Origin of the sequence: Mycobacterium stomatepiae (assembly GCF_010731715.1) — a bacterium.
Taxonomy (GTDB): domain Bacteria; phylum Actinomycetota; class Actinomycetes; order Mycobacteriales; family Mycobacteriaceae; genus Mycobacterium; species Mycobacterium stomatepiae.
Map to the genome: position 1 here is coordinate 2199405 of NZ_AP022587.1, position 13671 is coordinate 2213075.

The following is a 13671-nucleotide window of genomic DNA, read 5'->3' on the forward strand; positions in this document are numbered from 1 at the left end:
GTGCCGCTTACGCCGATCGTCCGCTTCGGCGGTGGACCGGAGATCGAACAGCTACGCAGCCGGCTGCGCGGGTGGCTCGACGACCACCTGCCCGACGAATTCCGCCGCACCGCGGCCAATCCCGACTACCTGCCACGCGACGCGCATGAGCGTGCCGTGCAGTTCTGCCAGGCACTACACACGCAGGGCTGGTTCGTCCCGCAGTGGCCGGCTCGATTCGGCGGCGGCGGGCTCGGCGTGGTCGAACAGGTCGTGATCCGTGAGGAACTCGCTTACGCCGGTGCGCCGCTGGTCAACACGAACGGCGTCAACATGCTCGCTCCGGTGCTGTTCCAGTTCGGCACCCCCGAGCAGCAGCAGGAGCACCTGCCCAAGATCGCCCGCTCCGAGCGGATGTGGGCGCAGGGATACTCCGAGCCGGAGGCTGGATCCGATCTCGCCGCCCTACGCATGACCGCGCGCCGAGACGGTGACGACTATGTGCTCGATGGCCAGAAAACATGGACCAGCAACGGCGTTCTGGCCGATTGGATTTTCGTGCTGGCACGCACCTCCCCGCTCGGAGAGAAGCGCCAGCAAGGCATCTCGTTCTTGCTCGTCGACCTGGTCTCCCCGGGTATCACCCGGCGTCCCATCCGCTCGATGACCGGATACCCGACCTTCGCCGAGGAGTTCTTCGACGGCGTGCGGGTGCCTGCCGCCAATCTGGTTGGCGCCGAGGGCGACGGCTGGAAGGTCGCGAAGGCGCTGCTTGTGGCTGAGCGGTCGAACGTGACGCGCGCCGCGCAGGCGCAGCGCTACCTCGACGAGCTGGTCGACTGGTGCCGCGGTCAACGCGGGAGTTCTCATGATCCGCTGGCGGATCCGGCGCATCGGCTGGCCCTGGCCCGCGCGGTCGAACGCGTCGAGGTGGGACGTGCGCTCTCTTACCGGGTGGCACACCAGCAGGCTGCCGGCCAGCTCGATCCCGCGTTGCCGTCGTTGTCCAAGCTCTACCATTCGGAACTCACCGCCGAGCTACGCCAGCTCGGTGCGAAGATCCTCGGGCCGGCGGGTGCGCTACTGCCCGACGATCCCGACGCGCTGCTGCACGGCCATTTCTCCGAGGGATTGCTGTTGTCATTACTACACACCATCGGCGGAGGCACCAGCGAGATTCAGCGGGATCTCATTTCGACTGCGGGACTGGGGCTTCCGCGCTAGCCGAACTGTGTCCGCCCCGTGGCGGCAGCCGAACGCTGCTGCGCGACGGTGGCAACGGCCAGCTCGAGCGGCTGGAAGGACGCCAACTGAGCGGTCTCGGTGGCTGCGATGAGTCGTTTGGTCAGCTCCACCGCGCCCGCGTCGGCATCGGCGATCCCGCGAGCAATGGCGAGTGCATGGTCAATGGCGGAACCCGGGTCGACGAGATCGGTGACCAAACCTAGAGCGTACGCATCCTCCGCAGGTAACCGGCTCCCGCGCAGCAACAGTGACGACGCCCGGTGCCTGCCGAGCTGCTGGGTCAGTCGCCAGGCCAGTCCGCCGTCGGGCACCACGGCGCGCGCCACGAACGGGGCAGAGAAGAACGCGTCGCGGGACGCGACAACCAGGTCACACGACAGCGCCAGGCTCCAGCCCAGACCTACCGCCGCCCCTTCCACGACGGCCACGGTCGGCACCGCCACCTCCCGCAGCTGGGCCATGACACGCTGAGCGTGCTCGACCCGGCCCGCCGCACCCATCGGCCCATCGCCGTGTGCGGGTCCGGTCTTCAAATCGCCACCAGCGCTGAAGAATCCGCCGTTGCCGGCGATCACAATGCCACCTGCACCCGCCGCGGCGGCGAGAGCATCCGAAAGCCCCGTCCACGACTCGTACCGCAGAGCGTTCCGCTGAGTAGGACGGTTCAGCAGAATGAGCGCAATCCCATCCCTGTCCTCGGCGAGAACCAGCGGGTCCGCGTCGGCGGCGGGTAAATTGGTCACCCGCGCTCGAGGAACTTGTCGATCGCGGCGCGATGTTCCGGGGTGGTAACGCACTCTGTCTCCGCCGAGATCCCATACTCGAGGATCGCAGTCACCGCGCGCTCGGCGTGCAGGTTCAGCGTGCGCTTGGTGTCCTGCACCGCGCGCGCCGGAAGCGCAGCGAGCCGGTGAGCCAGCCTGAGCCCTTCCGACTTGATGTCGGCGTGCGGCACCACCCGATTCGCCAGTCCCAACTCAACGGCTACGGGTGCTTTGATCCGCTCACCGAGCATCAGGTACTCCTTCGCCTTGAGCAGGCTCATCAGCAGCGGCCACAGCACGGATCCACCGTCTCCGGCCACTAGCCCACTCGCCACGTGAGTATCGGCGAAGAACGACCGATCCGACATCAACACGATGTCGCACAGAACAGCGATGCTGCAGCCGAATCCCACGGCGGGGCCGTTGACGGCCGCAACGATCGGCAACGGAAAATCGATCATGTCGCGCACGATGCGCCGCGCATCACGCATGCCTTCGCGCCGGGTGACCGGATTCTCGACGTGAGTGTGCAGCCATTCGACGAGATCGCCGCCGGCAGAGAAGAAGTCGCCCGTGCCGGTGATCAGGACGGCACGAGCATCGGAATCCTCGCCCAAGGTGCTCCACAGCCGGGCGAACGCGCCGTGCATGCGTTTGTTCACCGCGTTGGCGTTGTCCGGATTGTTCAAGGTGACGATCCGAACCGCACCGTCGTTGGCCACAAGTATCTCGTCACACCCGGTCATTTCGCAGGTGCCCTGCGGAAGTTCGGTCAAGAGCTTTCGGTCCCTTCGGAGTGTTTGTCCGTCGGCATCCAGGCCGGGCGCCGAGTCGCTACGAAAGCGTCACGAGCGGAGGCAGCAGGCCACGTCGGAGGACGTTTCTGCAGGAACGCCGTGAAGGCCTCGATCTGTTCGGCGGTGCCCATCGAGGCCCAGTACCCGGATACGTCGACGGGTGGCAGCGCGCGGGCCATCTCCCGCTTCATCGCGGCACGTGCCGCGGGACCGGTATTGCGCACGCGGTCGAGCAACGCCACCGTCTCCGCGACGAGCGAATCGTGCGGCACCACCTTCCCGACGAAACCGAGCCGCTCCGCCTCGGCCGCCTCGACCCAATCATTGCCGTAGATAAGGTGATTCGCGCGCAGCGTGCCGACGCGCTGCGGAATGCGGGCGGCGACGAACGCCTCGTACACCCCGCGGGTCAAGTCGGGTACGCGTAGCCGCGCCCGGTCGGATGCGATCACCAGGTCGGCGTACAGCGTCATCACGAGGCCGCCCCCGAGGGCCAGCCCGTTCACCGCGCAGACAACGAGTTTCGGGATCTTGCCGAGCGTCTCGAACGGAGTTGCATCGTAGGCCTCGGTGAAGGAATCCCAGCGCCGATCGGGATTGCCGACCGCGTTCATATCGCCGCCGGCACAGAACATATCGCCCGTGCCGGTGATCACCAGGAAGTCGAGCGATGGCTCGTCGGCAACAATCATCGCCGCCCGCTTGATGCCGTGGTAGCCGTCCGCGGTCAACGCATTGCGCTTCTCCGGGCGGTCGATCGTCACCGTCAGCGTGTCGCCGTCGATCCGCGCGGACAGCTCCTCGGCCGCCAGGTCGACTTCGTTCGGTAACGCGGTCACGAGATGACCGCGACGGCTGTGCCTACCTGATAGGTGCCGCCCTCTTCGACTTTCCAGGACACCGTGCCCGAGGACGGCGCCTCGATGTCCATTTCCGCCTTGTCGGTGGCGATTGAGTAGAGCCGGTCACCCTCGCTGACGGACGCGCCGTTGTCGACGAAGAACTCGGTCACCTCGGCTTCGGTAATGGCGTCCCCGGGCTTGGGCAGCCGCACCTCGGTCACACGACCCTCCTGATGGCCTCGACCAGTTGCGTGGCACCGGGTCGACAGGCGGCTTCGAGGCTGGCCGCCCGCGGTACCGGTGTGTAGGTTCCGGCGACGCGCTGAATCGGCGCGCTGAGGATGCCAAACAGTTCCGTTCCTACCGCTGCAGCGAGTTCGGCTCCGGGACCGCAGAATCCGACCGATTCGTGGGCAACGACCAACCTGGTCGTCTTACGCACCGAGTCGAGTACCGTAGCCAGATCGAGCGGCACCAACGTGCGCAGGTCGATCACCTCTACGGCGATACCGTCGGCTTCGACCTCCTTGGCGGCCTCGAGTGCGGCGTGCACCATGGCCCCGTAGGAGACCACCGTGACATCGGAGCCCGCACGTTTGACGTCCGCCTGTCCCAGGGGGATCACGTAGTCGGCCACGGGAACCGACCCCTTGCCACCTCCGTAATACAGCTTCATCGATTCGATGAACAGGCAGGGATCGTCGTCCGCCAGGCATGCGTTCAGCAGGCCCACAGCGTCGGCGGCGGTACTGGGCCACACCACTTTCAACCCGGGAGTGTGCATCGCCCACGCTTCGACCGCCTGCGAATGTTGCGGCCCCGCGCCCATTCCCACCATGGTGCGGATCACCAGGGGCGCACCATGGCGGCCACCCGACATGTAACGCACTTTGGCGGCATGATTGGCGATCTGGTCCATCGCGACGCCGAGGAAGTCCATGAACATCAATTCCGCCACCGGCCGAAGGCCGGCGAGCGACGCGCCGAGCGCCGCGCCGACGATCGATGATTCGGCGATGGGCGTGTCGAGCACCCGGCCTTCGCCGTATTTGGCCGACAGACCGGCGGTGATTTTGAACATGCCACCGCCCGACGGGTCGCCGATGTCTTCGCCGAGTAGGACGATCGATTCGTCAGCTGCCATCGCGCGATCCAGTGTGCGGTTGATTGCCTGCACCAATCCGAGTTCCTCGGTGTCTCCGGCGGGTAGCTCCGCACGTACCGCACCGTCGGCACTGAGCTCGGACCCATTGTCGGCGAACACCTCTCGAGTCAAGTCGTCGACGTCGGGAGGCGTTGAGGCAACCGCTGCGGAGAACGCCGCGTCGAGCTCGGCCGTGATCTGTGCATCGATCTGGTCGAGTTCGGCCGCGGTGGCGGTGCCGTCGTCGATCAGGCGCTGACGGAAGCGCGCGAAGGGCGGGTTCGCGCGCTTGGCGGCAAGCTCTTCCTGATCCGCGTACCCCATCGCGTCGCCGAAGTAGTGACCCTGTAGGCGGTACGCCACCGCCTCCACGAACGACGGTCCGTCGCCACTGCGTGCGCGCTCGACCGCCTCGGCCACCGCGTCGAAGACAGCGTGGGGATCCGCGCCGTCCACCGTGACACCCGGGATGCCGTAACCCCGCGCCCGGTCCGACAGCCGGTCGGAGCGCGTATAGCGATTGAAGGCCGTGCCCTCCGCCCAGGAGTTGTTCTGACAGAAGAAGATCACGGGCAGCCCCCACACCGACGCCATATTCATGGCCTCATGCACGTAGCCGATGCTGGTTGCGCCGTCGCCGAAGCTGACCAACACGACCTGACCAGTGCCTCGCCGCGCCGCCGCCAACGCGATGCCGTTCGCGATGAGCGGACCCGCACCGACGATGCCGGTGGTCCAGGCGACGCCGTGCTCAGGGTCGTAGATTCCCATCGCGCCGGCCTTGCCGCGCGACAACCCGTCCCTACGCCCCAGGATTTCGGCGAAGTACCCGCGCAGATCGATGCCCTTGGCGAGCACGTCGCCGAGGCCGCGGTAGGTGGTGACGAGTTGGTCGTCATCGGACAGCGCGAGCATCGCCCCAGCCGACATCGCCTCCTGGCCGTCCACCGGCCAGTAGCTCATCGCGGCCTCGCCCGACGACAAGGCCTTGCGAACGCGTTTGTCCCCCTGCCGGACCTTGCTCATCAATCGGTAGAGGGCCAGCGCGCGATCGTTTGTCGGAGCTGACGATTCGGTGTCTAGTTGGGTGGACATCCACACTCCTCGACGGTCTGGTGACCGATTCTACAATATGACGAAATGTGTTCAATCGTGCAGCTGATTGAGTTTCTCCAACTCGGCCGCGAACAGCATGCGATCGAAGTAGCAGCGCTCGAGAATCAACCGGTTTCCGTCGAAACCGAACAGGTTGACGCTCAGCATGTCAACCGCCGTCCCGGGACAGGTCGTTCGTGTTTCGACGAGTACCCCGTTGGCGGCGTGGAAGATTCCCACCGCGCTGTAATGCATTCGCGGCAGGCTTTCCCACTGCGCAAGGATCATCTGGCGAACCTCGGCGTCGCCGTCGTAGACCGTTGCCGTGGGCACGATCTCGTACCGGGGGTGCGCGAACGTCGCCATGATGCCCTCGAGGTCGCGCTCGTTCTCGGCGGCAACATGGCGAAGCACGAGCGCTTCGCGCTCTCGCGCGAGATCCGCTGGGGACGGCACGCGGGTCACCTTCGCTCGAACGTGGGCAGGTTTCGCCCGTCCGGCAATGGGATCCAGGCGATGCGTACCGCATCGCCCACCCGTGGCGGTGGCCCGAAGACGTTGGACATCATGCGGGCATTCTCGGCGAGATCAACCAACACCACCGAGTAGGGCACCTTGTCGGCAAGCGCGGGTAGCGCGGGGCGGTGGTGCACGCTCACGGCGTACACGACGCCGTCGCCGGATAACCGCTCCCAGCGCAGCGCATCCGCTCCGCAGTGCGGGCACATCACGCGCGGGTACCACACCAGTCGTGTGCAGTCCGCGCATCGCTGCATGTGCAGCTCGCGCTCGCGGGTCGCCTCCCAGAACGGGGCTGATGCCGAACTGGGCTCCGGAACCGGAACAACCGCGGGCTCTGGGTTCACAGCGTTGCGTCCGTTCCCAGAATCACCGTCGACGTCGCCGAGAACACCCCGCCGGTGCCGTGAGCAAGCGCCACGTTCGCGCCCGCGACCTGACGTTCCTCGCATTCGCCGCGCAGCTGTCGAGTCGCCTCGACGAGCAGGAAGGAGCCGAAGGCACCCGGGTGGGTGTAGGCGAGTCCGCCGCCCGTCGTCTGCCCCGGCAGCGCACCGCCCGGTGCCAGTGCGCCGCTGCCCGCGTAGGGACCACCCTCGCCCTTCTTGCAGAAACCCAGATCCTCGAGAGCGAGCAGGACGGTGATGGTGAAGGAATCGTAGAGCTCGACCACGTCGACATCCTCGGGAGTCAGCCCGGCGGTGCCGAATGCGGCTGGACCCGACACCGCACCCGGGGTCACCGTCAGATCGGGCATCTGCGAGATCATCGCGTGTGACGCTGCGGATGCCGCGCCGAGCAGGTACGCCGGCGACTTCGACAGCGTCGCAGCCTTTTCGGCACTGGTGACGACAATCGCCGCGGCACCGTCGGTGACGAGACAGCATTCGAGTTTGTGCATCGGCTCGGCCAGGCAGCCGGAGCCGAGCACGTCGTCGACGGTGATCGGGTCTCGCAGATGTGCGCGCGGGTTGCGCGTGGCCCATGTCCTGGTGTCCACCGCGATTTGAGCGAGTTGTTCGGCGGTGGTTCCGAACTCGGCCATGTGCCGGTTGGCCGCCAGCGCGTACGCGCTGATCGGCAGCATCACACCGAACGGGGTTTCCCACTCGAGGCGCTCCGGTGTCGCGAACACACCGAGTCCCTTCTCGCCCCGCTTGCGCGCCGCACGGGGGGTGGCGGCGTAGACGATCACCACGGTTTCCGCCAAACCGGCCGCGATGGCGGCCGCGGCGTGCTCGACGTAGAGGCCGTAACTCGCTCCGCCGGTCTGCGTCGCATCGGTGAAACGCGGTGTGATACCGAGGTATTCGGCCAACTCGACCGAATGCATGAGGGTGCCGCCGGTGCAGCTGCACAGCCCGTCGACCTCGCGCAGCGACAACCCGGCATCCGCCACCGCCGCGCGAATGACGCGAGCCTCGAGCTCGCGCAGCGGGACGTCGATGATCCCGTCGGGCGACACCTCGTCGGCGACCCCGACGATCGCGGCCGCGCCCCGGATCCCGGTCATGCCCGCACCTCCACCACGTCATCGAACAACTCGCGCAGCGCGGGTTGGCTGACCTTCATCGAAGGTGTGCGCGGCAACTCGCCGACGATGATGAGCCGGGCGGGCAGCTGATAGCGCGTCAACCGATCCCTCAGGAAATCGAGCAGTTCGTTCGCGTCCGCCGCGGCAGACGAGCACAGTTCGACCGCGGCCGCCGGGACGGCGCCCAAGCGCTCGTCGGGCAGACCCGTGACTCCCGCGTCACGCACCGCGGGGTGACTTCGCAGCGCCTCGACGACGTCGGCGGGCGCCACCTTGAAGCCGCCGCGGATAATGATGTCGTCGGTGCGCCCGTCGACGTAAAGGAAGCCGTCGGCGTCGATGCGCCCAATGTCCGTGGTGCGCACCCATTCTCGACCTTCGGTGCGCACCTCGATCCGGCCCTGGGCGCCGGGGCCAAGTTCGGAATCGTCGTCCAGGGACACGATGCGAACCTCGCGGCCCCGCTGCGGACGTCCGACGCTGCCGCGCTTGGACGTCGCCCATTCGCGGTGCAATGCGAGGTTCCAGCCGGCCACCCCACCGGCGAACTCGGTGGCGCCGTAGGAGGGCATCACGGCCACGTCGTAGCGCTTCTCGAAGGCCTCCTGGACGGTGACCGGCAAATGTGCGGTGCCCGAGGTGACCACCTCGACGCTGGCGAAGACCTCTGGCTCGACGTGAGCGTCGAGCACCATCGATAGCGCAGATGGCACCAGGCTTACCGCCCTCGGCTGGTGCCGCAGCACGAGATCGACGAAGTCGGTCACCCGGAAGCGCTCGAGCAGGGCGATGCGGCGGCCTTCACAGAGATTCATCAGTGTGCGGAAGAGCCCGGACATGTGTACCAGCGGCGAACTGACGATGGCGACCCCGGAGCGCAACCGGGGTTGGTTGTTGCCGGAACCGGAATAATGCGCGGCCGCCACGGCAACCGTGTTGCCGAATGCTTGGTACGTCAGGGGAATTCGCTTCGGCGGCCCCGTCGTGCCGCTGGTCAGCATCTCCACTGCGATGCCGTCGGGTTCGGGCCGGAACGGACCGGGCCCGGGCGCTTCCAGACCCGTCACCGCCGTCACCCCGGCGGGGTCGTTCGCGACACGCAGGCCCAGCGCGCCGGTGGCGGCATCCCGAACACCCACGCGCTGCCAATCCGATTCAAGGGCGATGACGGCAGCCAAGTTGAGCTCGGCGATGTCGGCACTCAGACCGGTGTCCCCCTGCGCGGCGTTTACGGTGACCGTCGTTGCCCCGGCGAGAAGCACACCGATCAGAGCTCCCACCATCGCGGGGTGGTTGCGCAGCACCACACTGACCGGGGCGCCGGCATCTAATCCCGTTGCGGTGAGCCGTTGTTCGACTTCGGTGGCGATAGTGTGCAGCGCCGCCCAGTCGGTCCACTCGCCGGCGAACTCGATGGCGGGCTCACCTGGGTCCAGTGTCAGTACCGTCCGGAGCCGTTCGGCGAGTTCGTTGCTCACACCGGGGCTGCCGAGAGTTCGGTGGCGGCCGGGATCACTTCCTGGGCGAACAGCTTCATGGAGTCGTAGACCTTGGCCCGATCCATGGCCCCACCGCGAGACATGCGCAGCATGATGTTGCGCCACCCCATGTCGATGACGGTCCGCATTTTGTCGATGATGCGGTCCGGGCTACCCATCAGCGTCAGGTGCGAGTTGAACACCTGCTCGTAGCTCTGCTTGTCGTGCTTCTCGAACCAGTCGGAATAGGCCTTGTAGTCGGCCGGTATCTCGCCGCCGCGTTCGAAGGGATTCGAGTACGCCCGATGCCTTTCGATGGACAATTCGACACTCTCGCGCGGGTAGGTTCGGGCGAACGCATCGTCGTTGTGGCAGAACGCATTCAACAGCGCCCAGACGTTCTCGGTGGCAGCAGCGAGACCCTTCTTTGCCTGGGTCTCCAAGTAGATGTCCAGCGCTCCCTGCAGGTCCGGGTCCACGGTGTAGGGATTGCCGATGATGGCACCAAAGCCTTTGTCGGCCAACCATTCAAAGCTCGACGGAGTCTTCATCACCGTCCCCCATATTGGTATGGGTTGCTGTGCCGGCCGTGGGTAAATCGTTACGTCGTCGAGCTGGAAGTACTTCCCGTCGTAACTGACGCCCTCCTGGGAGAGGAGAAGGTTCACGATCTCGAGGCACTCCTGGTACCGGCCGGTGGCCTCGTCCATCGGGATCCCGAAACCCTTGAACTCGTGAGCTTGATAGCCGCGCCCGAAGCCGGCGTCGAACCGCCCGCCTGACAGAACGTCCACCATCGCGATGCGCTCGGCTAACTGGATAGGGTTGTGGAACGGACTGACCATGCACGCGGTGCCGATGCGGATGCGCTTGGTCTGAGCCGCAATGGCCGACGCCATCAGCGGAAGGTCGGCCAGCATGCCGTATGGCGAGAAGTGGTGTTCGGCCAGCCAGACCTCGTCGTAGCCGAGTTCCTCGGCCCAGCGCGCCTCCTCCAGCACATTGGCCAACACCTCTTGATCCGAGAGATGGTTGGGCTTGTCGCCGAGGATGAAAACGCCGAATTTCATAGGACTGCTCCCCACAAACTAGTTGCAGTTACTGCGACTATATTGCACGATTGAACATATCACGTCAATCTGTTCGGTGCTTGATCTGAGAGGTTCGCAATTGGCCGTCACCACCGAAGCCGTGGGTACCAGGCTCGATCCGACGACGTTCACGTGGACCGAGACTGACGTCATCCTGTACGCGCTGGGCGTGGGCGCCCGGCCGCCGGCCGACCTCGACTTGCTCAACGAAGTGGGTGGTCCTTCGGTGTTGCCCACCTTCGCGCTACTCGCCAACTGGTGGGCAATCAAGGATCTGCGCGCAGTGCTGGGATTGGGCAGCTACCCGATCGTGCATGGCGGACAATCCCTCACCGTCACCCGACCGTTGCAGCCGCGCGGTGAACTGACGGTGACCGGCGAGGTCACCGCCGTGTGGGACAAGGGCAAGCACGCGTCGATCGAGGTGACGACACACGGAACCGACGCCGCAGGATCGGTGTTCGTCGCCACGGGGCAGACGATGGTGCTGGGCGGTGGCGGCTTCGGCGGTGAGCGCGGCCCGGCGGCACCCGATGATCCCGAAGGGCCGGCCGACGTCACCGTCGACGACGAAGTCCGACTTGAACAAGCCGCCGTGTATCGACTCAGCGGCGATCGCAACCAGCTGCATATTGATCCGGCCGCTGCACGCAAGGCCGGCTTCGACGACGTCTTCCTGCACGGACTCTGCACTTTCGGGTTCGCGGCGCGCGCGCTCATCGACAGCGTGGCCAAGGGCGACCCAACTGCGCTGCACTCAATCAGCTGCCGCTTCGCCAAACCCGTCATGCTCGGCGCCCCGCTACGCACCGAGGTCTGGCGCGAGGGCGAGCAAGTGCGGTTTCGCACGAGTCAGGGATCCGCCATCGCCTTGTCCGCCGGCGCCGCGACGCTGAGAGGATGACGACCATGGACCAGCGACGCGTACGCGGCCAGCGCAATCGGCAGGCACTCTTACACGCCGCGGTCGAACTGTTCGGGACGAACGGCTACGAATCCACCACGGTCGAACAGATCTCAGCCCTGGCCGGAGTCGCGCCCCGCACCTTCTTCCATCACTTCGCGGCCAAGGAAGACATCCTCTTCGACGGCTATACCGACCGCCTCGACGCGGCGACGCGCCGCTTCCGCGAATCTCGATCGAGTTCGCTGTGGGGCGCGCTCGCCGAGGCGTCCGCCGCCGTCGCCGAGGCGATCAGCGCACAGCCGGAGATGTTCCTGGTGCGCGCACGCATGTACGCGCGTCATCCCGACCTTCGCGCTACCCGTCTGCGCATCAATGACGACTGGATGGGTCAGATGACCGACGAGGTAGCCCGCTGGCTCGACATCGATGCACGCACTGACCTACGCCCCCGACTGGCCGTCATCGTCGTCAACGGCGCCAACCGCGCCGCGATCGACACCTGGGTGGCCGGCGACGGGCTCGGTGACATCACGGCCCTGATGTCTCAAGCGATACAGCTGTCTCGGCCGTCGATCACCCGGATCGAGCGCCTTGTCAAGGCCGAGAGGAACAGCCGTGTCGGATGATCGTCGGCTGGCCGTGGTCACCGGCGGTGCACGGGGAATCGGCGAGGCCATCGTTGCTGAACTCGTCGAGGCGAACTACCGAGTCGCGGTCATCGATGTCAACGGCAAGGCCATCGCGAGAGCGCGCGAAACCGATTCTGCGCGTGCGGGTTCGGTGCTCCCGGTCGAATTGTCGATCACCAACCGACACGCGGTCGAACACGAACTTGCCGCACTCGCCCGTGTGCACGGCCCCATTCGGGCGCTCGTCAACAACGCTGGAATGACGCTCCCGGCGTCCTTCCTCGACCAGACCGACGAGGATTGGGACCGTATCATGGTGGTCAGCCTCACCGGCACTTTCATCATGGCTCAGGTCGCTGCGCGCCAGATGGTCGACGCGCATGAGGGCGCCATCGTCAACATCAGCTCGGTATCCGCCCACGGGGTGCGCACGGGGCCACCCGCCTACGCGGCCGCGAAAGCCGGCGTCGGGGGGCTCAGCAGACTGATGGCTGTGCAATTGGGTCCACTGGGCGTGCGGGTCAACACCGTCGTTGTGGGGACGACCGCCACACCCTGGTTGCTGTCCAAAAAGTCGGCCGCCGAACTCGACACGATGCGCGAATCGACGCTCACCGGCGCAATCGGCGAGCCGGACGACATCGCGAAAACCGTCGCGTTCCTGTGCTCTGATGCGGCCAAACACGTCACCGGACAGCTGATCTCGGTCTCGGGTGGCCAGTGGATGCCGTGAGGACAATCGACCGTACGATATGACAGATATTGATAAACTGTTCAGTTGACGGTGTGCAGCAAAGGGGCTCGGAGTGCAGCTAGAACGTATTCTGTTCGACGTCAGCGAGCACGTCGCCACGATCACCCTCAACAGGCCCGAACGACTCAACGCCACCGACGACCGAGCACGTTCCGAACTCGGGTGGGCATGGGGCCAAGTCCGTGAGAACCCCGACATCAGGGCCGCCATCATCACCGGTGCGGGCGACCGCGCGTTCTGTGCCGGGCAGGACATCAGGGCGACGGCCTCGGACGGCATCCGCAACAAGGTGCCCGGCTCGCGGTTGCATCACAACGTCTGGAAGCCCGTCATCTGCGCGCTCAACGGAATGGTCGTCGGCGGCGGCCTGCACCAGGTCGCCGATTCCGACCTCATCATCGCCGCCGAGCACGCCGAACTGATCGACACCCATCTGAAGGTGGGCAACGTGTTCGCGCTCGAGCCGGCTGTGCTCCTGCGCCGCATGCCCATCTCGATGGTCATGCAGCTCGCGTTGATGACGAAAGACGGCCGGATCAGCGCCCAACGCGGCTACGAAATCGGTTTGATCAACGAAGTGGTGCCGAGCGGGCGTCTGCAAGACCGTGCGCGGGAGATCGCGCTGTCGATCGCAACGCTGTCTCCCGCGACCACCCAGGCTTCAATCAAGGCCATGTGGACCAGTTTGGACGTGGGGCTGCATGCCGCGAACGACGTAGCCTACCGCTATGTGCTGCACCATCAGATGACCCACCCCGACTACCGCGAGGGAATGGTCGCGTTCGCCGAGAAGCGCGAACCACGTTGGGCCGACGAATGACTCCGACAGCCGCGACGTCGGCCGACTCGGCAGCCAGGACGTTCCACTATTCTCCGCTCCCCTACCAGCCCGC

Annotated in this window: 15 protein-coding genes; 5 read left to right on the forward strand and 10 right to left on the reverse strand. The window is 66.0% G+C overall.

Annotated features, from left to right (window positions below):
* Positions 1-1203 carry an acyl-CoA dehydrogenase family protein gene (locus tag G6N54_RS10435; protein WP_163789985.1) on the forward strand — a complete coding sequence of 401 codons (1203 nt, stop codon included), beginning with the start codon at positions 1-3 and terminating at the stop codon, positions 1201-1203.
* Here G6N54_RS10435 and G6N54_RS10440 read toward each other — a convergent pair.
* From G6N54_RS10440 to G6N54_RS10485, 10 genes are read right to left on the reverse strand one after another with little or no spacing between them, the layout of a single operon-like run.
* On the reverse strand, positions 1200-1967 hold the full coding sequence (locus G6N54_RS10440; protein WP_163789988.1) for an enoyl-CoA hydratase/isomerase family protein: 768 nt from the start codon (positions 1965-1967) through the stop codon (positions 1200-1202). The genes G6N54_RS10435 and G6N54_RS10440 overlap by 4 nt on opposite strands.
* Complete coding sequence (locus G6N54_RS10445) at positions 1964-2764, reverse strand: enoyl-CoA hydratase/isomerase family protein (RefSeq protein ID WP_163789991.1); 801 nt, start codon at positions 2762-2764, stop codon at positions 1964-1966. Before G6N54_RS10445 ends, G6N54_RS10440 begins: the two co-directional genes overlap by 4 nt.
* A complete protein-coding gene (locus G6N54_RS10450; protein ID WP_163789994.1) occupies positions 2761-3624 on the reverse strand; it encodes an enoyl-CoA hydratase/isomerase family protein in 864 nt (287 codons plus the stop codon). The genes G6N54_RS10445 and G6N54_RS10450 overlap by 4 nt, the downstream gene beginning before the upstream one ends.
* Complete coding sequence (locus G6N54_RS10455; RefSeq protein WP_163789996.1) at positions 3621-3848, reverse strand: lipoyl domain-containing protein; 228 nt, start codon at positions 3846-3848, stop codon at positions 3621-3623. Before G6N54_RS10455 ends, G6N54_RS10450 begins: the two co-directional genes overlap by 4 nt.
* Positions 3845-5866, reverse strand: a complete 2022-nt coding sequence (locus G6N54_RS10460) for an alpha-ketoacid dehydrogenase subunit alpha/beta (RefSeq protein WP_163790000.1) — start codon at positions 5864-5866, stop codon at positions 3845-3847. The genes G6N54_RS10455 and G6N54_RS10460 overlap by 4 nt, the downstream gene beginning before the upstream one ends.
* A 51-nt stretch (positions 5867-5917) precedes the next feature.
* Positions 5918-6322 (reverse strand): nuclear transport factor 2 family protein, encoded by a 405-nt coding sequence (locus tag G6N54_RS10465; RefSeq protein WP_232073608.1) that lies wholly within the window; start codon positions 6320-6322, stop codon positions 5918-5920.
* 5 nt (positions 6323-6327) lie between these two features.
* Positions 6328-6732: a Zn-ribbon domain-containing OB-fold protein gene (locus G6N54_RS10470; RefSeq protein ID WP_232073610.1), complete on the reverse strand. Its 405-nt coding sequence runs from the start codon at positions 6730-6732 to the stop codon at positions 6328-6330.
* Positions 6729-7898, reverse strand: a complete 1170-nt coding sequence (locus tag G6N54_RS10475; RefSeq protein ID WP_163790003.1) for an acetyl-CoA acetyltransferase — start codon at positions 7896-7898, stop codon at positions 6729-6731. The genes G6N54_RS10470 and G6N54_RS10475 overlap by 4 nt, the downstream gene beginning before the upstream one ends.
* Positions 7895-9397, reverse strand: coding sequence for a class I adenylate-forming enzyme family protein (locus G6N54_RS10480; protein WP_163790004.1), 1503 nt, complete (start codon positions 9395-9397; stop codon positions 7895-7897). The genes G6N54_RS10475 and G6N54_RS10480 overlap by 4 nt, the downstream gene beginning before the upstream one ends.
* A complete protein-coding gene (locus G6N54_RS10485) occupies positions 9394-10467 on the reverse strand; it encodes an LLM class flavin-dependent oxidoreductase (RefSeq protein ID WP_163790006.1) in 1074 nt (357 codons plus the stop codon). The genes G6N54_RS10480 and G6N54_RS10485 overlap by 4 nt, the downstream gene beginning before the upstream one ends.
* 76 nt (positions 10468-10543) lie before the next feature.
* On the opposite strand from G6N54_RS10485, the gene G6N54_RS10490 reads away from it, so the two are divergent.
* From G6N54_RS10490 to G6N54_RS10505, 4 genes are all read left to right on the forward strand, one after another.
* Entirely contained in the window at positions 10544-11392 is an 849-nt protein-coding gene (locus tag G6N54_RS10490; protein ID WP_163790008.1) for a MaoC/PaaZ C-terminal domain-containing protein, read from the forward strand.
* Positions 11389-12021: a TetR/AcrR family transcriptional regulator gene (locus G6N54_RS10495; protein WP_232073612.1), complete on the forward strand. Its 633-nt coding sequence runs from the start codon at positions 11389-11391 to the stop codon at positions 12019-12021. The genes G6N54_RS10490 and G6N54_RS10495 overlap by 4 nt, the downstream gene beginning before the upstream one ends.
* Positions 12011-12757 carry an SDR family NAD(P)-dependent oxidoreductase gene (locus G6N54_RS10500; RefSeq protein WP_163790010.1) on the forward strand — a complete coding sequence of 249 codons (747 nt, stop codon included), beginning with the start codon at positions 12011-12013 and terminating at the stop codon, positions 12755-12757. The genes G6N54_RS10495 and G6N54_RS10500 overlap by 11 nt, the downstream gene beginning before the upstream one ends.
* A 73-nt stretch (positions 12758-12830) precedes the next feature.
* Entirely contained in the window at positions 12831-13598 is a 768-nt protein-coding gene (locus G6N54_RS10505; protein ID WP_163790013.1) for an enoyl-CoA hydratase/isomerase family protein, read from the forward strand.
* Positions 13599-13671: the final 73 nt, after the last annotated feature.

Bases quoted from the DNA above. Each gene is read 5' to 3' on its own strand.
- G6N54_RS10495 (WP_232073612.1), top strand. From the start codon at position 11,389: ATGACGACCATGGACCAGCGACGCGTACGCGGCCAGCGCAATCGGCAG.
- G6N54_RS10485 (WP_163790006.1), bottom strand. From the start codon at position 10,467: ATGAAATTCGGCGTTTTCATCCTCGGCGACAAGCCCAACCATCTCTCG.
- G6N54_RS10475 (WP_163790003.1), bottom strand. From the start codon at position 7,898: ATGACCGGGATCCGGGGCGCGGCCGCGATCGTCGGGGTCGCCGACGAG.
- G6N54_RS10460 (WP_163790000.1), bottom strand. From the start codon at position 5,866: ATGTCCACCCAACTAGACACCGAATCGTCAGCTCCGACAAACGATCGC.